This window comes from Pseudomonas sp. YuFO8 (assembly GCF_035065025.1).
GTDB lineage: Bacteria > Pseudomonadota > Gammaproteobacteria > Pseudomonadales > Pseudomonadaceae > Aquipseudomonas > Aquipseudomonas putida_AE.
Window position 1 is genome coordinate 1 of record NZ_JAXDEQ010000012.1, and the last position, 20,957, is coordinate 20,957.

General features: G+C 63.4%; 16 protein-coding genes. All 16 read right to left on the reverse strand.

Features of this window, described 5'->3' with window-relative positions:
* Window positions 1–109: 109 nt before the first annotated feature.
* A complete protein-coding gene (locus tag SOP95_RS12885) occupies window positions 110–820 on the reverse strand; it encodes an NAD(P)H-dependent oxidoreductase (protein WP_274075737.1) in 711 nt (236 codons plus the stop codon).
* 9 nt (window positions 821–829) lie between these two features.
* On the reverse strand, window positions 830–2,476 hold the full coding sequence (locus SOP95_RS12890; RefSeq protein WP_323607299.1) for an ABC transporter ATP-binding protein: 1,647 nt from the start codon (window positions 2,474–2,476) through the stop codon (window positions 830–832).
* Between the two features lie 2 nt (window positions 2,477–2,478).
* On the reverse strand, window positions 2,479–3,306 hold the full coding sequence (locus SOP95_RS12895; protein WP_274075739.1) for an ABC transporter permease: 828 nt from the start codon (window positions 3,304–3,306) through the stop codon (window positions 2,479–2,481).
* 3 nt (window positions 3,307–3,309) lie between these two features.
* A complete protein-coding gene (locus tag SOP95_RS12900) occupies window positions 3,310–4,269 on the reverse strand; it encodes an ABC transporter permease (RefSeq protein WP_274075740.1) in 960 nt (319 codons plus the stop codon).
* 151 nt (window positions 4,270–4,420) lie between these two features.
* Window positions 4,421–6,022 carry an ABC transporter substrate-binding protein gene (locus tag SOP95_RS12905; protein WP_323607300.1) on the reverse strand — a complete coding sequence of 534 codons (1,602 nt, stop codon included), beginning with the start codon at window positions 6,020–6,022 and terminating at the stop codon, window positions 4,421–4,423.
* 98 nt (window positions 6,023–6,120) lie between these two features.
* On the reverse strand, window positions 6,121–7,536 hold the full coding sequence (locus tag SOP95_RS12910; protein ID WP_274075742.1) for an aldehyde dehydrogenase family protein: 1,416 nt from the start codon (window positions 7,534–7,536) through the stop codon (window positions 6,121–6,123).
* Entirely contained in the window at window positions 7,529–8,719 is a 1,191-nt protein-coding gene (locus tag SOP95_RS12915; RefSeq protein ID WP_323607301.1) for a pyridoxal phosphate-dependent aminotransferase, read from the reverse strand. The genes SOP95_RS12910 and SOP95_RS12915 overlap by 8 nt, the downstream gene beginning before the upstream one ends.
* A gap of 28 nt (window positions 8,720–8,747) precedes the next feature.
* Window positions 8,748–10,355, reverse strand: coding sequence for a 5-guanidino-2-oxopentanoate decarboxylase (locus SOP95_RS12920; RefSeq protein ID WP_323607302.1), 1,608 nt, complete (start codon window positions 10,353–10,355; stop codon window positions 8,748–8,750).
* 10 nt (window positions 10,356–10,365) lie between these two features.
* Window positions 10,366–12,465, reverse strand: a complete 2,100-nt coding sequence (locus SOP95_RS12925) for an acetate--CoA ligase family protein (protein WP_323607303.1) — start codon at window positions 12,463–12,465, stop codon at window positions 10,366–10,368.
* Window positions 12,466–12,483: 18 nt separating this feature from the next.
* Window positions 12,484–13,644, reverse strand: a complete 1,161-nt coding sequence (locus tag SOP95_RS12930; protein WP_274075746.1) for an acyl-CoA dehydrogenase family protein — start codon at window positions 13,642–13,644, stop codon at window positions 12,484–12,486.
* 43 nt (window positions 13,645–13,687) lie between these two features.
* Window positions 13,688–14,479 (reverse strand): enoyl-CoA hydratase/isomerase family protein, encoded by a 792-nt coding sequence (locus tag SOP95_RS12935; RefSeq protein ID WP_323607304.1) that lies wholly within the window; start codon window positions 14,477–14,479, stop codon window positions 13,688–13,690.
* 347 nt (window positions 14,480–14,826) lie between these two features.
* Window positions 14,827–16,239: an amino acid permease gene (locus SOP95_RS12940; RefSeq protein ID WP_323607305.1), complete on the reverse strand. Its 1,413-nt coding sequence runs from the start codon at window positions 16,237–16,239 to the stop codon at window positions 14,827–14,829.
* Between the two features lie 207 nt (window positions 16,240–16,446).
* Entirely contained in the window at window positions 16,447–18,693 is a 2,247-nt protein-coding gene (locus SOP95_RS12945; protein ID WP_323607306.1) for an ATP-binding protein, read from the reverse strand.
* Window positions 18,690–19,463: a substrate-binding periplasmic protein gene (locus SOP95_RS12950; RefSeq protein ID WP_323607307.1), complete on the reverse strand. Its 774-nt coding sequence runs from the start codon at window positions 19,461–19,463 to the stop codon at window positions 18,690–18,692. The genes SOP95_RS12945 and SOP95_RS12950 overlap by 4 nt, the downstream gene beginning before the upstream one ends.
* 5 nt (window positions 19,464–19,468) lie before the next feature.
* Window positions 19,469–20,185 (reverse strand): response regulator, encoded by a 717-nt coding sequence (locus tag SOP95_RS12955; protein ID WP_274075751.1) that lies wholly within the window; start codon window positions 20,183–20,185, stop codon window positions 19,469–19,471.
* A gap of 74 nt (window positions 20,186–20,259) precedes the next feature.
* On the reverse strand, window positions 20,260–20,907 hold the full coding sequence (locus SOP95_RS12960) for a TetR family transcriptional regulator C-terminal domain-containing protein (RefSeq protein ID WP_323607308.1): 648 nt from the start codon (window positions 20,905–20,907) through the stop codon (window positions 20,260–20,262).
* Window positions 20,908–20,957 lie beyond the last annotated feature (50 nt).

The following is a 20,957-nucleotide window of genomic DNA, read 5'->3' on the forward strand; positions in this document are numbered from 1 at the left end:
AACTGTGGGAGCCAGCCTGCTGGCGATGGCGTCGGGTCAGTCAACTCAGGTGGTGAAGCTGATGGCCTCATCGCGAGCAAGCTTGCTCCTACAGGTATTGTGGCGCTGATCAGGCTTTCGACGGCAGCGGATACAGCTGTTCGTCGAACTGCGACAGTTTCGGAAACACCAGGGGCTGATCGTCGCTCAGTTGTTGCAGGCGCTGGTCGTAATCGGCAAGGAATTGCTGGCGCGCCTCGTCGCTGATGTACGGCACATGCCAGGCCACGAATGGTTCCAGCACGTCGAAGCCAACATAGGCCAACGTCCCGCGCAGGATCGGCCGCAGCATGTCCTCCAACGGACCATGGATCGCCTCTTCACCGAACATGTGTTCACGGCCACCCAAGGTCACTGTGACCAACGCTTTTTTGCCGGCGAGCCCGCCCTGATCATAGAAACGCTTGCCGCCATAGCAAATCCCGGATACCAGTACCCGGTCAATCCAGCCCTTGAGTATCGCCGGGGTGGAGAACCAGAAGATCGGGAAGTTGAGGATCAGCAGGTCGGCCCACAGCAGCTTGTCCAGTTCCGCCTGGATGTCCGCGGCCAGGGACTGGCTTTTCACCCCCAGGCGTTGTTCCAGGGCGTAGACCAGGTACTCGGGATTTTCCCGGGACGAGAAGTCATCGGCGCTGGCCACCGGGTTCCAGTTCATCTTGTACAGGTCGCTGACCTGCACTTCGTGGCCCTGGGCTTGGAGGGTGGCAATCGCCTGGTCGCGCAAGGCGGCGGTGAACGATTGGGGCTCTGGGTGAGCGTGGACAATCAGTACTTTCATGGTAATTCCTTAGACTTTTTCCAGCGTAGGGTTTGAATTCGGGGTAGCACGGCTGGCCAGCAAGCGGTCGAGCCAGTCGGGGTCCATTTGCGGTTCGGAGGAAAACAGCAATCCGGTGTAGTCCTGATGCGGTGGGGTGAAAATAGCACTGCGCGAGCCATGATCCACCACCCTGCCCCGTTGCATCACCAGCACTTCGTCGGCGATCGCCCGCACGGTGGCGACGTCATGGGTGATGAACAGGTAGGCCACGCCGAGCTGTTGCTGAATGCGGTTGAGCAGCTTGAGCACGCCTTCGGCCACCAGCTGATCGAGGGCCGAGGTGACTTCGTCGCAGATGATCAGCTGCGGATCGGCCGCCAGGGCCCGGGCAATGCAGATCCGCTGTTTCTGCCCGCCGGACAATTCACGGGGCTGACGCTCCATGAAGGTCGCCGGGTCCAGCTCAATCATTTCCAGCAGCTCGGCGACCCGCGCACGCATGGCCTTGCCCTTGAGCCCGAGATAAAAGGTCAGCGGCCGGCCGATGATGTCGACGATGCGCTGGCGTGGGTTCAGCGCCGTGTCGGGGATCTGATAAATCATCTGGATGCGCCGCAGTTGCTCCTTGCTGCGTTGGCGGAAGTCCGCTGGCAGCAGTTGGCCGTCATACAGCACCTCGCCGTAAGTAGGCGGCAGCAAGCCGGTAATCAGTCGCGCGGTGGAGCTTTTGCCGCTGCCGGATTCGCCGATCACCGCCAGGGTCTGGCCACGATACAGCTTCAAGGAAACGTCGTGCAGCACCGGTTGATGACCGTAACTGGCGCAACTCTGGCGCAACTCCAGAAGCGGTTGCTCCTGCTGTGGCAACGCCTTGGGTTCGGTGCGGAAACTGCGCACCGCCCATAACGACTTGGTGTAGTCCTCCTGCGGGTCACCGAGCATCTTGCGGGTATCGGCCTCTTCCACCAGCTTGCCATGGCGCAGCACCATGATGCGGTCGGCCATCTGCGCCACCACCGCGAGGTCGTGGCTGATGTAGATCGCCGCACTGCCGTAGGTCTTCACCGCATCGCGAATCGCTGCCAGCACCTCGATCTGGGTGGTGACGTCGAGGGCGGTGGTCGGTTCGTCGAAGATGATCAGGTCCGGGTGGCAGGCCATCGCCATGGCAGTCATGACCCGCTGCAACTGGCCGCCGGAGACCTGGTGCGGGTAACGCTGGCCGATCTGTTCGGGGTTGGGCAAGCGCAGCACGCGATACAAGTCCACAGCCTCGCGCATGGCCTGTTCGCGGCTGATGCCGCCGTTTTTCACCGCCGTCTCGACATGTTGATCGATCAGGCGGTGAGCCGGATTGAACGAAGCCGCGGCACTTTGCGCGACGTAGGCGATGCGCAAACCGCGCAGCTTACGCAGGGCTTCGGGCCTGGCCTTGAGCAGGTCGATGCCGTCGAAATGCACGGTACCGCCGGTGATCTTGCAGCCGTCGCGGGTATAGCCCATGGCGGACAGGCCGAGGGTCGATTTGCCCGCCCCCGATTCGCCGATCAGCCCCAGCACCTCACCGCGTTGCAGGGTCAGGTCGATGCCCTTGATCAACGGATGCCAGGCGTCCTCGTAGTGGCCTTCGATGTGCAGGTTGCGGATTTCCAGCAAGGGTTTGGATGTCGTCATGTTCAGCATTCCTTGAGGCCGCTGGATTTGTGCAGCATCCAGTCGACGACGAAGTTGACGCTGACCGTGATCAGCGCCACGGCCAGGGCGGGCAGTAATGGACTGATGTCGCCGAAAGTGATCAGCACGGCGTTGTCGCGCACCATGCTGCCCCAGTCGGCGGTGGGTGGCTGGATGCCCAGGCCGAGGAACGACAGCGCACTGATGAACAGGAACACGAAGCAGAACCGCAGGCCGAATTCGGCAATCAGCGGCGCCGCCGCGTTGGGCAGTACCTCGCGGGTCACCAGCCAGTACAGGCCTTCACCGCGCAGGCGCGCAGCCTCGACGAAGTCCTGCACCACCACGTTCATCGCAACGGCGCGGGACAGGCGAAACACCCGGGTCGCATCCAGCAGCGCGATCACCAGCACCAGCGACGTCGCGTTGGTGCCGACCACACTGAGAATCAGCAAGGCAAAAATCAGTTGTGGAATGGCCATCAGGATGTCCACCACCCGCGACAGCCCCTGGTCGATCGCACCGCCCTTGATCGCCGCAATCAGGCCGCAGGTGCCGCCCAACAGGAACGCCAGCACCGTGGTCAGGAAGGCAATGCCCAAGGTGTTGCGCGCGCCATAGACCAGGCGGCTGAACATGTCGCGTCCCAGGTTATCGGTGCCCAGCAGGAACTGCCCACCCCACGGTGCGAAGCCCTCGCCCACCACCTGGGTTTCGCCAAACGGTGCGAGGACCGGGGCAAACAACGCCACCAGGATGTACACAACGATCACCAGCAAGCCGAACTGCGCACTCAGCGGCGCCCGGAGCAAAGTTTTAAGCAGGCTCATGGTCTACCCCTTTGGATGCATCAGACGTGGGTTGCTGGCAATCGACAGCACGTCGGCGCTGGTATTGAGCAGGATGTAAGTCGCGGCAAAGATCAGGCTGCAGGCCTGCACCACCGGGATGTCGCGCTTGGCCACCGAGTCCACCAGCAACTGGCCGAGGCCCGGATAGACAAACACCACCTCGACCACCACCACGCCGACCACCAGGTACGCCAGGTTCAGCGCCACCACGTTGACGATCGGTGCCAGTGCATTGGGCAAGGCATGGCGGAAAATGATCCGCGACTGGCTGATGCCCTTGAGCCGGGCCATTTCGATGTAGGGGCTGGCCAGCAGGTTGATCAGCGAGGCGCGGGTCATGCGCATCATCTGCGCGATCACCACCAGGCTCAGGGTCGCCACCGGCAGCACCGAGCGCTCCAGTACCTCGCCCAGCGAGGCGTTCGGCGAGAGATTGGAAATGCTCGGGAACCAGTTGAGCTTCACCGCGAACACCAGGATCAGGATGTAGGCGACGAAGAACTCGGGGAACGACACCGCGCTCAGGGCCGAGGTGTTGAGCAGGCGGTCGAACCAGCTGTTGCGATACAAGGCCGCGAGCATCCCCAGCAATAAGGCCAGCGGCACCGACACCATGGCCGCCAGCAAGGCCAGGCTGAAGGTGTTGCCCAGGCGATTGCCGACCAGATCGGCGATCGGCCGCTGGTTGGCCAGCGACACGCCCAGGTCACCGTGCAGCAATTGCCAGATCCAGTGACCGAAACGGGTCAGGGGCGGCAGGTCCAGGCCCAGTTGCGCACGGTAGGCCGCCACGGTTTCCGGGGTGGCGGACTGGCCGAGCATGGCCTGGGCGATATCGCCCGGGAGCAGTCCTACGGCGAGGAAGATGATGACTGAAACGGCGAACAGGGACAGCAAGCCTAATGCCAGGCGCTGCCCTAATAGCTTGAAAATACTTCTCATCGTGCGGTTCCTTGAAATGGGCACGTCTTTGAAAGCAGCGAATTACCCCTGTAGGAGCTGGCTTGCCAGCGAAAGCGGTAGGTCATCCAACATCAATGTTGCCTGTGCCGACGCCTTCGCTGGCAAGCCAGCTCCTACAGGGATCTTGGAATTACGCCTGCCACCAGCGCTCGATGACGCGCAAACCGTCGAGTTCACCGTAAGGCGCGGTCTGTCCGCCGTGTGCCACCTTGTTCGAACGCGCCGCCACCGAGCTTGCGAACAACGGCACGATCGCCCCGCCGTCATCGCGGCACAGCGCCTGCATTTCGTTGTACATCTCGCGGCGCAGCGGCTCGTTCATTTCGCCCCGGGCGGCGTTGAGCAGTTGGTTGAAACGCGGGTTGTCCCAATGGGTTTCGTTCCATGCCGCGCCCTTGGCGTAGCCGATGCTGAACATGCGGTCGGCGGTCAGGCTGCTGTACCAGAACGAGGTGGTGAAGGGTTGCTTCATCCAGACGTTGGAGAAGAAACCGTCGGCCGGCTCGCGCACCACGTCGATGTCGATCCCCGCCGCCCGCGCCTGCTCCTTGAACAGCACCGAGGCATCGACTGCCCCGCTGTACGCCGCGTCGGAGGCCTGCAGGCGGACCTTGAGCGAATCCAGGCCGGCCTGCTTCAGGTGAAAGCGCGCCTTGTCCGGATCGTAGGTACGTTGCTCCAGCGCCGTGTTGATGAAGCGGCTGCCGGGCTGGATCGGGTGATCGTTGCCCACCAGGCCATAGCCGTACAGCACCGACGCCAGCAGGGTTTCGCGGTTGATCGCGTGCTTCATCGCCAGGCGCACATCGTTGTTCTGGAACACCTGGCTATCGGTGAGCATCGGGAAGGTGTAGTGCTGGGCGCCTTTGGTTTCTTCGATCACCAGGTTCGGGTTGCGCTTGAGCAGCGCCACGGTCTTGAGGTCGACCTTGTTGATCACGTCTACCTGGCCCGTGACCAACGCGTTGATTCGCGCGGCGCCATCGCCGATCGCGACCAGCTCGGCGCCAGCGAAGTGCGCCCGCCCGGCTTTCCAGTAATCCGGGCTGCGTTCCAGGGTCATGCGCACACCCGGCTCGAAGTCCTTGAGACGATAACCGCCGGTGCCGACGCCGGCTTGCCAGTCCGGCACGCCGTCCTTGCTCGGCATGATCACCAGATGGTAATCGGCGACCACGTAGGTGAAGTCGGCATTGCCCGAATGCAGCTCGAACACCACGCTGTCACTGCCGTTGGCGCTGACCTTGGCCACATCGCCCAACACGGTCTTGGCCGCCGAGCTGGATTTTTCTCCGAGGTGATGCTGGATCGAGGCGACCACATCGTCGGCGGTCAGGGTCTTGCCGTTGTGGAAGGTCACACCCTGGCGCAACTTGAAGGTCCAGACGCGTGCGTCGGGGGTTGAGGTCCAGCTTTCAGCCAGTTCGGGGATGGCCGAGCCGTCTACGGCGATTTCAGTCAGGGTGTTATAGATCGCCGAGAAGCCGACGAAGGTGAAGGTGTCGACCCAGGAGCCGGGGTCTTTCGAGTCGGTGGTGCTGGCACCCGCCAGGCCCAGGCGCAGCACGCCGCCGGGTTTCGGTGTCGACTCGGCGGCCATGGCGCCAAACGGCAGGCCCATGGAGAACGCTCCGGCCACCGCCGCAGCTGCCGCGCTGTACTTCAGGAAGTCTCTGCGCGGGAAACTGAATTCTTGGTTCGCTTGAGTAATCTTGTTTTTGTTATCGCTCATTGCATTGCCCCTGATCAAAAACTAATGGAATACCGGTTCAACACCACGCAAGACACCGGGCCAAGGCCCGGTGCGCATAACCTTTGAATCGCCAACAGTCACACCTGGATCGCCTTCACTTCGACGAATTCGTTGAGGCCCTCTTCCCCCCATTCACGTCCGTTACCGGATTGTTTGTAGCCGCCGAAAGGCGCCTGGTAATTGAATGCCGCGCCATTGACAAAGCACTGGCCCGCCCGCAGTTGCCGGCCCAATTGCAGGGCTCGTTCGGCACTGCCGGCCCAGACGCCGCTGGACAGGCCGAACGGCGAGTCGTTGGCGAGCTGGATCGCCTGCACCTCATCGGCATAGGGGATCAGGCACAGTACCGGGCCGAAGATCTCTTCCTGGGCGATGCGCATGCGGTTGTCGACATCGGCGAACAGCGTCGGGCTGACGTAATAACCCCGTTCGAACGCCGCGGACGAGTCGCCGCCGCACAGAAGCCGCGCGCCTTCCTCCTGGCCGACCTTGATGTAATCGAGCACGGTACGGCGCTGGCCGGCCGAACACATCGGGCCGAGAAAACTTTGCGGGTCGAGGGGATCGCCCATGCGCAGGCTCAAGGTTTCTGCCAACGCCAGTTCGACGGCCTCGGCATACCGACTGGCCGGGAGCAGCATGCGCGTCAGCGCCGTGCAGGTCTGGCCGGAGTTGATCATCACGTCCTGCACGCCATAACGCACGGCGGCAGCCAGGTCGGCGTCCTCGGCAATCAGCAGCGGCGACTTGCCGCCCAGTTCCAGGCACACCCGCTTGACCGAAGGCGCAGCCGCTTGCGCGACCCGCACCCCGGCGCCGGTGGAACCGGTGAACGACACCATGTCCACATCCGGGTGTTTGGCCAACGCTTCGCCAACTTTCGAACCGGGCCCGCTGACCAGGTTGAACACCCCGGCCGGCAGGCCGATGTCCTCGATCATCTGCGCCAGCAGGAAGGCATGCAGCGGCGTTTCCTGACTCGGCTTGACCACCACCGTGCACCCGGCGGCCAGGGCCGGCGCGAGTTTGCCGATCAACTGGTGCAGCGGGTAATTCCACGGATTGATGAACGCGCAGACGCCCACCGCCTCGCGAATCACCAGCGAGTTGCCGACTTCGCGCACTTCGTCCATCAGGCCGGCGAGTTCGACGTACTGCTCCAGGCCAACGATCGGCCCGTCCACCTGCACCGAGCGGCACCATTGCACCGGCATGCCCAGCTCAGTGGTGATCACCGCGGCCATTTCATCGGCGCGGGCGCGCAGTTGTTCTGCCAGCGCGCGGATGTAGCCGGCACGCACGCTCGACGGCGTGCGCGACCATGGACCAAAGGCCTTGCGTGCGGCGGCCACGGCGTTGTCGACATCGCGTTCGTCGCCCAGGGGCACGCTGCCGGCGACTTCTTCGGTGGCCGGGTTGATCACCTCGGCGATGCCCTGGCCCGACGGGGTAATCCAGCGGCCATCGATAAACAGTGCCTTGTGGTTAAGCATGCAGCTGAGCCTCCATCAGTTCATGGGCACAACGGGCGATGCGCTGACAGGCATCGCGCAGCGGACCGGCGCCGACCACCAGGCCGAGGCGAATGTGCCCGGCCGCACTCGGCCCGAAGGCTTCACCGGCCAGTACCGAAACACCGTGGCGATCGAGCAGACGGTCGGCAAATGCCTGGGCGCTGAGCCCGGTTTCGCGGATATCGACCATCACGAACATCCCGCCATCGGGCTTCAGGGCGCGCACGCCCGGGCAATCGGCCAGGGATTCACACACCAGGTCGCGGCGCTGGCGATAGGCTTCGCGCATGGCGTCCAGTTCCGGCAAGTTGCTTTCCAGCGCCACCACGGCGGCGTCCTGGACGAAGTCGGGCGAGCCGTAGAGCATGCACAGCGCGAGGTTTTCCAGGTGCGCGGTCAGGGACGGCGACGCCACCACCCAACCGACGCGCCAACCGGTCATGGCGTGGGATTTCGACAGGCTGTTGAGGGTCGCGGTGCGCTCGGCCATGCCCGGCAGGCTCGCCGGGCTGACGTGTTCGCCCTCGAACAGCAGCTCGCTGTAGACCTCATCGGAAATCAGCCACAGGTCGTGGGCGATGCACAGTTCCGCCAAGGCTTGCCAGGTGCTGCGCGGCAGGCTCGCGCCCGACGGGTTGTGCGGACTGTTCAGCGCCAGTGCACGGGTACGCGGGGTGATGCGGGCGGCGACGTCTTCCGGCAGTACCCGGAAACCGTTCTCGGAACGCACCGGCACCGGCACGACCTTGGCACCGCATGCGCCGAACACCGCTTCGTAAGTGACGTACATCGGCTCGGCGACTATCACTTCATCGCCGGGATTGAGCACGCATTGGGCGACGCAGAACAACGCGCATTGCGCCCCGGCCAGCACCGTGACCTCATCGGCCGAAACGGCCTGGCCGCTGCGCTTCTGATGACGCCGGGCGATGGCTTCGCGCAAAGCGCGCTTGCCGCGTACATCAGCGTAATGGGTGTTGCCGGCCAGCAGGCTATCGATCGCCCCCTGGACGATGGGTTGTGGCGTGTCGAAATCCGGGTCGCCCACGGACAGCAGCAGGATGTCTTCGCCCTGCTCGCGCAATGCCAGCGCGCGGTAGTGAATATCCCAGGCGGCGGCGCCGTCACCGGCGATTCGTTGCGTCAGATCGGAAAAGCGCATGGCCCTACTCCCTCTAAAAAGTTGAACGTCAGCGAACGCAGGCGTGCTTGAGTTCGATCAGGGTGACCCCGTTGCGCTTGAAGCCCAGGCGCAGGTCGGTTTGCAGTTCCGCGAGGTTCTGCGGCTGGGTTACGGAGCAACCGAAGGCACGGCCAAGGGCGGCGAAATCCGGATTACGCGGCAGTACGCCGATCGGCTCGATGTCCAGGCCAAGCATGTCGTCGCGGATCTGCCCCAGGGCGTCGTTGTTCCACAGCAGCACCACCAGCGGGCTATCCAGCTCCTCGACCGCAGTGGCCAGTTCTTGCGCGGTGTAGAGGAAACCGCCATCGCCCACCAGCACCAGGCCTGGCCGTTGCGGTGCACCGAACTTGGCGCCGATACCGGCCGGCAAGCCGTAGCCCAAGGTGCCGTAACCGGTCGGATGCAACCAGCTGCGGGTGGCCTGGCTGGCGAAGGCGTAGTTGCCGGTGTAGGCCAGCTGGGTCATGTCGGTACTGATGAAGGCGTCTTGCGGCAGTTCGGCAGCGATGCGATCAAGGATGGCTTGATGGATCAACTGCAACGAGCCATGGCTGGCCTTGACCGCTTCATGCAATGCGGCGACCGAGGCAACCGCTGCGCTGGCATCCCGTACATCGTTTGGCAGACGCTCCAGCAAACCGCTGAGGGTTTGTTGGGCATCACCCTGCAACGCCACCGTACAGGGGTAGAAATCGTTGAATTTGCGCGGATCGATATCCACACGCAGGAGTTCAGCGTTGAGCGGCAGGCGTTCACGCCAGTAATCGGTATCGGCCATTTCGGTGCCGACCGCCAGCACCACGTCGGCTTCGGCGATCAAGTTCCAGCCCGGCTCTACGCACAGGGACGAACCGGCATTGAGCGACGCGTCGGGTGGCAACAGGCCCTTGCCGGCAACGCTGGTGAACAGCGGCGCGGCCAGTCGAGTGCTGAGTTCATTCAGTTCTTTCGCCGCATTCAAGGCACCACCACCGGCGATGATCATCGGACGCTTTGCGCCGTTGAGCTTGGCCACGGCTTGATCCAGTGCAGTGGCGGACGCCGGACCACGCCCCGGACGACGCACCACGTCATTGCTCCAGTCTCGCGCCACGGGTGCCGACAACACGTCCAGCGGCACCGAAATATGCACCGGCCGTGGACGCTCGCTGTCGAACACCGCATAGGCACGGGCGATCAATTGCGGCAGGTCTTCGGCGGACAAGGCGACGGCGGAGAACGCGGTGATCGGCGCGGTCATGGCGCGCTGGTCCTGGCACTCGTGCAGGATGCCCCAGCCCTTGCCGAGGCTGGCGGTGTGGTTGACGCTGGAAATCACCAGCATCGGAATAGAGTCGGCATAGGCCTGGCCGATACCGGTGGCGGCGTTGGTCACGCCGGGGCCGGTGATGACGAAGCACACGCCGGGTTTGCCACTGACCCGGGCATAGCCGTCGGCCATGAAACTGGCGCCCTGTTCATGGCGGGTCAGCACGTGGCGAATGCCGCTACCGGGCAGGCCGCGATACAGCTCAAGGGTGTGCACGCCGGGAATGCCGAACACGGTATCGACACCGTAGTTGGCCAGCAGACGCACCAGCGCCTGGCCACCGGTCAAGGTTTTGTCTTGCATGTTCAGGTCCTCACGCATGAGCGATGCGAATCAACGCATCGACCGCGGTCGTGCCATGGGCGCCGACCAACAATGGGTTCACATCGAGTTCCAGCAACTGCGCGGCGTTTTCGCAGGCGTAGTCGGCCACGGCGCGGATCGCCGCCACCAGTGCGTCCAGGTCCGCCACTTCGCGCCCACGAAAACCTTGCAGCAACGGGGCGCTGCGCAGGCTCAGCAAGGCCTGGCGAATTGCGCCGTCGGTGGTCGGCAGCAACAGGCTGCGACTGTCCTTGAGCAACTCCACCAGAATCCCGCCCGCGCCAATCACCAGCGCCAGGCCAAAATCGTTTTCGCGCTTGATGCCGACGATCAGTTCGGCCAGCGGTGGCTTGGCCATCGGCTCCAGCAGCACTTGATCGAAGGGCACGTCCGGCGCGTACGCGGCAATGTTCGCCCGCATGTTTTCCAGGGCAGCGCTCAGGGCGGCGCTGTCCTCGAGGTTCAGGGCCACGGCGCCGGCTTCAGTCTTGTGCGGCAACTGTGCACTCACGGCTTTCAATACCAGCGGATAACCCAGTGCCTGGGCATCGTTCAGCGCGTTGTCCGGGTTGCTCAATACACCATTGGGTGTCGGTAGACCGAACGCACGCAACGCCTGTTTCGAGTCCCACTCATTGAGCAGCTGTCCTTCGCCTTCCAGCGCTTGCGGGCAGAGTGGCACGAGGGCCGATTCGCCCAGCGCCAGCAACGCCTGGCGGTTGCGCTGATAACCGGCGATGCGGCCCCAGGCAGCCAAGCCGTCTTCCACGCCTTGCAATGCCGCCACACCTTGGGCATGCAACTGCTCGCGGGCGTGGGCCGGCAACAGTTCCGGGAATGCCGAGGTGACGAATCCGGTCTTGCCATGCCGCACCAGCGCCTTGCAGTACAGGTCCAGCAGCAGGTCGCACTCCTTGCGCTCGCCGGTAAACTCCGCCGGATAGTCGAGCACCAGCATCGCCGCATCGGCTTCGGTGCGCAGGGCGCTGTCGAGCATGCGGTTCAGCGCCTCGCCGTCGCCCCAGATCGCCGTGGTGAAATCCAGCGGGTTGACCAGGTTGGCGTAGCTGGGCAGCACCTCGGCCAGTTCGCCGACTTGCCCGGCATCGAGCTTGGGCAAAGCCAGTTCATTGCGTTCCGCGTAGTCGGCGATCAAACCAGCATCGCCACCGGAACAGGCCAGCGCGATCAGGCTGTTGCCCGCCGGCAAGTTGCCGCAGGCCGCCGCTTTCAGGGTTTCGACGAAGCTCACCGGGCCGCTGACGCGAATCACCCCGAGGCGATCGAACAGCGCGTCGTACAACGCATCGGAACCGGACAGCGAACTGGTGTGACTCAGGGCCAGTTCAGCGCCGATCTGCGACACGCCGGTTTTCAGTGCGATGATCGGGATGCCCTTCTCCAGCGCCTTGTGCGCGGCGCGGGCGAATCCCGGGACGTTCTTCAGGCCTTCCAGGTGCAGGCCGATGGCGGTGACACGCGGCTCGTCGAGCAGAACGTCCATCAGTTCGGCCACGCCCAGTTGCGCCTGGTTGCCCACCGAGGCCATGTAGGCCACCGGCAGCGAGCGGTCGCTCATGGACAGGTTGTAGGCGAAGTTGCCGCTCTGGGTCAGCACCGCCACGCCCTTCTCCACCGCTTTGCCGCCATGGGCCACCGGCCACAGCGCGCTGCTGTGCAGGTAGTCGAGCAGGCCGTAGCAGTTGGGGCCGAGCAAGGCCATCTCGCCCGCGGCTTCGAGCAATTGCTGTTGCAGGGCCTGGCCTTCGGCGCCGGTCTCGGCGAAACCCGAGGCGTAGCAGATCGCGCCGCCGGTGCCGATGGCCGCAAGCTCCGCGACGCAGGTCAGGGTCAGGTCACGGTTGGTGGCGATGAACACCGCGTCGGGCCCGCACGGCAGGTCGGCAACGCTGCGCACGCACGGCACGCCTTCGAGGCTGTCGTGCTGCGGGTTGACCAGCCACATCTGTCCTGGGTAGCCGCCCTCGGCGCAGCGCTTGAGGGCGCGGGCCATGCTGCGGCCGCCGACAAAGGCCACATGCCGGGGCGCGAGCATGCGCTTGAGGTTGTCACGAATGGTCTGGGACATGGGAATTCTCCGGGCCGATCAGCGCAGCAGCGGCCGCAGCAGTTCGCGGGAAATGATGTGCCGCTGGATTTCCGAGGTGCCTTCCCAGACCCGCTCGATCCGCGCGTTACGCCAGATGCGTTCCACCGGACTTTCGTCCATCAGGCCCATGCCGCCAAAAATCTGCACCGCCTCGTCGGCCGCGCGACCGAGCACTTCGCTGGCGAACAGCTTGGCCATGCCGGCCTCGCCGTCGGTCATGGTGCCCTGGTCCATTTTCCAGGCGGTGTGCAGGGTCAGCAGCTCGGCAGCGCGAATCTGCGTGGCCATGTCAGCCAGCTTGAACGACACGCCCTGGAAGTTGCCGATGGCCTGGCCGAACTGTTTGCGATCCGCCGCCCATTGCAGCGACACGTCCAGCGCCCGTTGCGCCTGGCCCACGCAGTTGGCGGCGACCATGACCCGGCCGGCGGTGAGCCAGGCGTTGGCCACGTCCCAACCCTTGCCGACTTCGCCCAGGACTTTATTGGCCGGCACGCGGCAGTCGTCGAAGAACATTTCGAAGGTGTGGTAACCGCGGTTGCTCACGCACTTGGGACCCCGGCGGATGGTCATGCCCGGGGTGTTGCGGTCGACCAGGAACGAGGTCACGGCGTTGCGCTTGCGGCCGTTGTGTTCGTAAGTGTCAGTGACGGCGAAGACGATGGCGAAATCGGCGTGGCCGGCGTGGCTGATGAAGTGCTTGCTGCCGTTGAGCACGAAGTCGTCGCCCTCACGCACAGCGCGGGTCTTGATCGCGTTGGCGTCGGAGCCGGCGCCCGGTTCGGTCAGCGCGAAGCAGTCGATTTTCTCACCCTGGATACACGGCAACAGGTAGTCGTTGATCTGCTCGCCGGTGCAGGCCATGAGGATTTTCGACGGCCGCGCAACGAAAACGTGCAGCGCCCAGGAAACCTTGGAAAGCTCACGTTCGATCAGTGCCTGGGACAGGTAGTCCAGGCCACCACCGCCCACCTCCTCCGGCATGTTGAAGGCATAGAAACCGGCGGCGATCGCCTTGCCGCGGATCTGCGCGGCCAGCTGCGGGGAGACTTCGTCGGCGCGGTCGACCTCGGTTTCATAGGGCAGCAGTTCCTTCTCGACGAAGCTGCGTACCGAGTCCACCAACATTTCTTGTTCTTGGGTCAGTTGGAAATTCATGCTGCTACCTGTTGTTCGTGTGCAATGAGAGGTTTGCCGAGATTTAACGACCGATAAAACGTGCCGGGCGTTTTTCCGTGGCGGCGCGCAGGGCTTCGTTGCCGTCTTCACTGCGCCCACAAAGCAGGCCGGCGGCCAGTTCCGCTTGCAGTTGCTCGGGCAAGTTGCGCTCGGCGCCTTCGCGCATGAGCTTTTTGGTCTGGGCGAAAGCAAAGGTCGGCCCGGCGGCCAGGCGTGCGGCGAGTTCGCCAGTGACGCTCAGCAGCTGCTCGTCGGCGCAGACTTCGCCGACCAGCCCGGCGGCCAGGGCGCGGTCGGCGCCCCACAATTCGTCGAGGAACAGCAAGCGCTTGGCTTGCTCGGTGCCGATCAGCCGTGGCAGGTGCCAACTGGCGCCGGCGTCCGGCGAGTACGCCATGCTGGTGTAGCCGGCCTTGAACCGAGCCGATTGCCCGGCGATGCGCAGGTCGCAGCACAGGGTCAGGTCCATCCCGGCGCCGACGGCGGTGCCGTTGATCGCGGCGATGGTCGGTTTTTCCAGGCGGTGCAGGCGGGTCATCAGGGCGTGGGCGGTTTCGGTCCAGCCGTAGGTTTCAAGGGCGCCACGGGCTTCGGCTTCGGCCCATTCCGCCAGGTCGGCGCCGGCGCAGAAGCTGCGACCGCTGCCGGTCAAGACCACCACGCGCACCGCCGGATCGGCGTTGAAGGTGTCGAGCAAGGCGTGCAGGTTTTTCAAGGTCGGAATGTCCAGCGCATTGCGCTGGGCGGTGCGATTGAGGGTGATCCAGGCGACGCCGGCTTCGACCTGACTGAGCAGCGAATCATGAGTAGTCATGCGAGTCCTCGAATTATTGTGATTGGTCTGAGGTGATGCGACTTGAGGCCATACTAAACGAGTGTTCAGTAAGGCGGCAATCGGTGGAGAAATGGGCTGTAACACGCTCGAATATTCAATAACACATTGGTTTTATTAGTTTTTTTTCAGATTTCGAGGGATGCGCCTCTGCTGCTGTTACAACTTCGAACAACTGGCGACAGGACGCAGATCTATTGCCCACCACAAAACCAATGTGGGAGCGGGCTTGCTCGCGAAGAGGCCCTGTCAGTCAACATTATTGGTGACTGACACAGCGCTTTCGCGAGCAAGCCCGCTCCCACAGGGAATGTGTGTGATAGAAGGAATTAAACAGTCGGCAGGCTCGGCGCCAGCACCGCCCCGCGCTTGCGATGGATCAGGAAGTACGCGCCATAACACAGCGCAATGAATCCAAAGCCCCAATACAGCGATGGCCGCTGGGTTTCATCCAGTGCCAGGAACACGAACAGCGAGCAGCACAGTGCGATGCACATCAGCGGCAACACCGGGAACCACGGTGCGCGGTATTTCAGGTCGCTGAGTTGGCCGCCGTCACGCAGGTAGGCCTTGCGGAACTTGTACTGCGCCAGTGCGATGACAATCCAGGTCACGGTGCCCGACATCCCGCTCACTGCCATCAACACCATGAACAAGGTGTCGGCGGCGACGAAACTGGTCATCAGCGACACCAGCGCAAAGCACAGGGTGATGCTCAAGGCGCGCAACGGCACGCCGCGCTTGCTCAATGGCGAAAGACTTTTCGGCGCCATGCCGGTTTTCGACATGGCCCACAGGATGCGCGTCGAGGCATACAGGCCGGAGTTGCCCACCGACAGGATCGCCGTGAGGATCACGAAGTTCATCAGGTCGGCGGCGTAGGGAATGCCGACCATGTCGAACACCTGCACGAACGGGCTTTCCATCAGCCCCGCCTGCTGCCACGGCACGATCGCCGACAAGACGATAATAGCCAGCACGTAAAAGATCAGTACACGGAACACCACGTTGCGCACTGCACGGGGAATGCTTTTTTCCGGCTGATCGGTTTCACCCGCCGCCACACCCATTATCTCGCAGCCCTGGAAGGCATAGACTACGGTCATCATCACCGCGAACACCGCGGACAGGCCGTTGGGGAACAGCGAATCACCGATCAGATTGGTTGCCATCGGCGCCGGTGCGCCACTGCTCAGCGGCATCACACCGAAGATCACCAGCACGCCGACCACGATGAACCCGAGAATCGCCGCGACCTTGATCCCGGAGAACCAGTATTCCGCTTCACCGAAGGCACGGGTCGCCAGGGCATTGATACCGAACAGCACCACCACGAACAGCGCCGACCAGTACCAGATCGGCACCGCCGGGAACCAGCGGGTCATCAGCATCCCGGCGGCGGTGAATTCCAGGCCCACGGTGGTGGCCCAGCTCATCCAGTACACCCAGCCAATCATGAAGCCGGTGGCCGGGCCGATGAATTTGGTGGCGTGGGTCTGGAACGAACCGGACACCGGCATCTGCACCGACAGTTCGCCCAGGCAGACCATCACCAGGTACATCAGGAAACCGGCAACCAGGTACGCCAGGATCGCCCCCACCGGCCCGCCCTGGTTGATGGTCACCCCGGACCCCATGAACAGCCCGGTGCCGATCACGCCGCCCAGGGACAGCATGAAAATGTGCCGGCTTTTCAGGGCGCGGGTCAGTTGGATGCCTTTACGATCAGTGGATTCGTTCATGCCCGGCACCTCGAGTCGGTGGCACGGACAGCGCATGACAGGTCGTCACGGCGCAGGGAGGAAGGAGCTTTACGGCAATTCATTATTATTATCTCCAATAAGCTTCGAAGACCGCGCTGCGGCGGTTGCGTCGATTATTGGAAAGCCATGTAAGGTCGCGTTGTACGTAAAGATCGAAGTTGTAGAAAGTCGTAACAAAAATGTACGTCAGCTCTGCAACAGGCCTTTGAGGGTATGCAGTGAACGTTGCAGTTGTACTTCGACGGCGGGCACCAGCGCTCGAATCGTCGGTTCATCATTGCCCAGCGCCGCCTCTTCCAATGTGCGTAATACCGAGGCAAATGCCCGAAACCCCAGGGAATCGCTGCTGCCGGCCAAACGGTGGGCAAGCTGTGCAACTTCGGTGCAATCGTCGGCTTCGATGGCTTCGCCCAGTGCCTCACGGTGTTGCAGGATCGAATCGCGCAGCACGGCCAGCAGGCCCTGTACTTTCTGTTCGCCGAGCAAGGTGCGATGGGTTTGCAGCAAGGGCCAGTCCATCGCTTCATCGTCTACCGGCGACGGGGCGGGAGTAGCCTGCCCCGCCAGCACCTGTCGCAGGTTTTCCAGCTTCAAGGGTTTGGCCAGGATGCCATCCATGCCGGCATCCAGGTAACCGCGCACCAGCGCCGGTTGCACGCTGGCGGTCAGGGCAAAGATACGTGTTTGCCGGTTCGGTCCGTCGTCGCTACGGATCTGTTGGCACAACTGGACGCCACTCATCCCCGGCAGGTGCACATCCAGCAAAATCAGGTCGAACGTCCGCGCCGCGCATTGCACCAAAGCCTGTTCAGCATCGATAGCCAGCCAGACCCCATGCCCGTCCCGTCGCAGCAGGCCCTCGGCGACTTCACGGTTGAGCGCCACGTCCTCGACCACCAGGATGTCCAGCGCCGGGCCCGCCATCTGGGTCGGTGCCGGGTTCACAGCAGCGATCGCCGGCTGCAGCGTCACTTCGAACCAGAAACAACTACCGCGCCCGATTTCGCTGCTGACGCCGATGCAACCGCCGATCTTCTCCACCAGGTGTTTGCAGATGGCCAAGCCCAATCCCGTGCCGCCATAACGCTGGGCGACTTCTTCGCTGGCCTGGGTGAAGCGTTCGAAGATCTTCGCCTGCATCGCCGGGGCAATGCCAATGCCATTGTCCGTGACACTCACCCGCAAACGTTGGCCGGGCGCAAGCAACGCCACTTCGACACTGACGTCGCCGCCTTCAGTGAACTTGATCGCGTTGGCCAACAGGTTGCTCAACACTTGCCGCAAGTATTGCTCGGCGCCGTGGTGATGCTCGGCGACCTGCTGATCGACCCGGCAATTGAGGACCGTGTCGTTGTCCAGCGCCTTGGGTTCGAGCAACGTGAGGACTTCGTCGAGCAATTGGCGAATGGAGAAATTTACCGGTTCAGGCAGGCTGGTCCCCTCCTCCAGCTTGGCGAAATACAGCACTTCGTTGAGGATGGTCAGCAGACCCTCGCCGGCCTTGTGCAGCGCATCCAGGCGCTTGCCGTCCTGCGGTTCGAGACGGGCACCACGCAATAATTCGGCCATGCCCAGGATACCGTTGAGCGGCGTGCGCAGTTCGTGGCTCATGGTCGCCAGGAACCGCGACTTGGCGAGGTTGGCCGCTTCGGCTTCGTCCTTGGCGCGCATCAGGCTGGCGGTGCGGCGCTCGACCATTCGTAGCAATTCATCGCGGTTGTCCTGCAGGGCCAGGCGGTCGGTTTCCCGGCGGTCGATGTCACTGAGGATCGCCCTGCGCATGTCGTCGAGGGCATGGGCCACGGTGTCGATCTCGTCGTTCTGCGCGCTGCGCCGCTTGTCCAGGCGCAACGGCTCGTGCCATTGCCCGGCGGCAATGCGCCGGGCAAATTCGGCCATGACTTTCAGGTGGCGGGTCACCAGCCGATAGAACAGGCCCGACAGCGCCACCGACAGGCCGCAGAAAAACACCGCCATCCACAACAGGTTGGTCAGGCCGGTGGCATACAGGCGTTGATACACCGCCCCCAAATCGGTGCTGACCTGCAGTTCGCCGAGATGACGCAACGGGCCGGAAGGCGGTTGGTAATCCAGGGCAAAACGCTCGATACGCAACGGCCCTGCAGGCGCGGGGTTGCCTTGCACCAGGTCGAAATCGGCACCGGTCAAATGCACCCTGGCGACGTCGGAGAAATCCACCAGACCGCGCAACTGCACCTTCAACTGCTCCTCGTCCAGATCCCAGAGGCTGCGCTCCAGGCTGGCCAGGTAACCGGCGCGGATCAGCTCCATGCGCGAGTCGATCTCGCGCATTTCCCGGCGATACTCGATGTACAGCTGCACGCTGCTGGCCAGCACGGTAAAACACAGGCTGAACAGCAGAATGAACAGCAGCAGGCGCCGCAACAGTCCGCCGGGACGCGCGCGAATCATTGCGCGTCCGCCGGCAGGTTGATCATGTCGCGGTAGGTGACTTCGCTTTCATTGAGCAGGCGCTCGACATCACCGGCATCGACCATGCGCTGCAACTGCGCATCGATCTGCGGCATCTGTGCGGCCAGTGGCGAGCGGCGGGAAACGGCGACCCGCAGGTAGTCCACGCTCAGGGCCTTGGGCAAGGCGACGATGTCCTCGGCGCCGGGCAGGTTTTCCACGTACAGCTCGCCGGTGCGGCGCTCCTGGGTGATGAAATCGATGCGCCCGCGAATCAGCTTGCCGAAGTTCTGCCGGCTGCTGGCGACCCATTCGATGTTGTTGTGCTGCGCGACCATGCGATCGAACGCCACGCCGTAGCTTTCACCGAACAGCAGGCCGCCACGGTAATGGGCCAGGTCCTGCAGGTGTTCGAACTTCACCGGATGCTGGCGATTGATGAACAACGCCACTTCTTCGCGCAGCACCGGTACGCTGGAAAACAGCATGCTCTGTTCCCGTTGCGCGGTGCTGTAGGCCAGCACCACATCGACCCGGCCTTCGGCGGCGTCGAGCAGGCAGCGTTTCCAGTTGCCCAACACCACGACCTCGACCTCGTAGCCGAGCTGGCTGAACAACTGCTTGACCACGCTCGGCGCCAGACCGCGGACCTGCTTGCCGTCGCTCCAGGAAATCGGCGGATACACCGGGTAATCGCAGTAGCGGATTTTTTCCGCGGCCTGCACCGTGCCCGCCGACAACACCAGCACTACCCAGAGCCAGCGCCTCACTGCCGTCACGCCGCCAGGCTGGCAGTGAACAGGTACCCGGCGCCGTGGATGGTGATGATCAGCTGCGGTTCGGCGGGATCGTCGTGCAACTTGCGGCGCAGGCGCCCGACCAGCACGTCGATCGAGCGGTCGTTGGGCACCCATTCGCGGTTGCGGATCTGGTCCATCAACTGGTCGCGGCTGAGGGTGTGGCCGCTGTTGCGCAAGAACACGCTGAGCAACTGGTATTCGCCGTGGGTCAGCAAGGTCTCGCAGCCGGCCGGGTCGATCAGGCGTCGGCGGTCGGTGTCCAGTGCCCAGCCGGCGAACTGTTTGACCGGTTTGGCGACGGCGGCGACCGGCTGTGGCGTTTGCGCATGGCGGACCCGGCGAATCAGGTTTTTTGCCCGGGACACCAGTTCCCGCGGGTTGAGGGGCTTGATCACGTAGTCGTCAGCGCCGCATTCGAGGCCGACGATGCGGTCGATTTCGTCGTTGCGACCGGTGATCAGGATGATCCCGACTTCCGAGCGCACCCGCAGTTCGCGGGTCAGGGTCAGGCCGTCCTTGCCCGGCAGGCGGATATCGAGCATGACCAGGTCGACCGCCTGGTTGGCCAGGAAGGTTTCGGCCAGTTCCGCCGTGGCGGCGCAATGCACGTCGTAGCCTTCCTGGGACAGGTAGGCATGCAACAGTTCGCGAATCAGCGGATCGTCATCGACGATCAGTACCCGAGGAGTCATTGCTGGGTGTCCTGCTTGTTTCTTATTAGGGGGACTGCATCAGCGGCAGAGAGTAGCCACTGCTGAACGGGTGATCAACAGCTGCTCGTCTGCAGGCAAAAACGCTGGCGGCCGCCGGCCTGCAAACCATCGACCCAGGCCTCGCAAATCTGCATGCCCTGCTCGGGGGTAAAGGTCCCGGGGTTGAGCCCGGACTCCAGCCACAGGCCATCGAGCAGTGCGCTGAGGCTGATCGCGGCCAGATCGGCATCGAAATTCTCCCAGCCCTCCTCCTGCGCCAATTCCCTGAGCACCTTGCCCAGGATCGCGCGGTACTCGCCATAGGAATGATCGTGGGCCTGATTGATCGCCTCGGCGGTTTTCACCGCGCCCCAGAAGGCGAGCCAGGCGTCGATCAGCTGCGGGTCGAGCAATTCGGCGGAGAACGAACCGCGGAAAAACGCCGACAGGCGCTCGCGGGCATTGGGCGCCGCTTGCTCCATGGCATCGCGCAGCAGGGTCATGACGCGCCCGGTGATCGCCATGTAGGCCTCGGCCACCAGTTCGTCCTTGCCCGAATAGTGATGGCTGATCAGCCCCACCGACACACCCGCCTCGGCGGAAATCTTGCGGATCGACGCGCCCTGGAAGCCATGGCGCTTGAGGCACACCAGCGTCGCCTCGATCAGGTTGGCTTTGCGCAACTCCGGTTCCATGCGAGAAAAACGGGCTTCCTGGTTCATGGGCGACGCTCCTGGTTTGTCCATCGTTGAACGACTGTACAGCAAGAGGC

What these genes read in the sequence shown, in the direction of transcription:
- SOP95_RS12885 (WP_274075737.1), bottom strand. Translation starts at nt 820, where the DNA reads ATGAAAGTACTGATTGTCCACGCTCACCCAGAGCCCCAATCGTTCACC.
- SOP95_RS12890 (WP_323607299.1), bottom strand. Translation starts at nt 2,476, where the DNA reads ATGACGACATCCAAACCCTTGCTGGAAATCCGCAACCTGCACATCGAA.
- SOP95_RS12895 (WP_274075739.1), bottom strand. Translation starts at nt 3,306, where the DNA reads ATGAGCCTGCTTAAAACTTTGCTCCGGGCGCCGCTGAGTGCGCAGTTC.
- SOP95_RS12900 (WP_274075740.1), bottom strand. Translation starts at nt 4,269, where the DNA reads ATGAGAAGTATTTTCAAGCTATTAGGGCAGCGCCTGGCATTAGGCTTG.
- SOP95_RS12905 (WP_323607300.1), bottom strand. Translation starts at nt 6,022, where the DNA reads ATGAGCGATAACAAAAACAAGATTACTCAAGCGAACCAAGAATTCAGT.
- SOP95_RS12910 (WP_274075742.1), bottom strand. Translation starts at nt 7,536, where the DNA reads ATGCTTAACCACAAGGCACTGTTTATCGATGGCCGCTGGATTACCCCG.
- SOP95_RS12915 (WP_323607301.1), bottom strand. Translation starts at nt 8,719, where the DNA reads ATGCGCTTTTCCGATCTGACGCAACGAATCGCCGGTGACGGCGCCGCC.
- SOP95_RS12920 (WP_323607302.1), bottom strand. Translation starts at nt 10,355, where the DNA reads ATGCAAGACAAAACCTTGACCGGTGGCCAGGCGCTGGTGCGTCTGCTG.
- SOP95_RS12925 (WP_323607303.1), bottom strand. Translation starts at nt 12,465, where the DNA reads ATGTCCCAGACCATTCGTGACAACCTCAAGCGCATGCTCGCGCCCCGG.
- SOP95_RS12930 (WP_274075746.1), bottom strand. Translation starts at nt 13,644, where the DNA reads ATGAATTTCCAACTGACCCAAGAACAAGAAATGTTGGTGGACTCGGTA.
- SOP95_RS12935 (WP_323607304.1), bottom strand. Translation starts at nt 14,479, where the DNA reads ATGACTACTCATGATTCGCTGCTCAGTCAGGTCGAAGCCGGCGTCGCC.
- SOP95_RS12940 (WP_323607305.1), bottom strand. Translation starts at nt 16,239, where the DNA reads ATGAACGAATCCACTGATCGTAAAGGCATCCAACTGACCCGCGCCCTG.
- SOP95_RS12945 (WP_323607306.1), bottom strand. Translation starts at nt 18,693, where the DNA reads ATGATTCGCGCGCGTCCCGGCGGACTGTTGCGGCGCCTGCTGCTGTTC.
- SOP95_RS12955 (WP_274075751.1), bottom strand. Translation starts at nt 20,185, where the DNA reads ATGACTCCTCGGGTACTGATCGTCGATGACGATCCGCTGATTCGCGAA.
- SOP95_RS12960 (WP_323607308.1), bottom strand. Translation starts at nt 20,907, where the DNA reads ATGAACCAGGAAGCCCGTTTTTCTCGCATGGAACCGGAGTTGCGCAAA.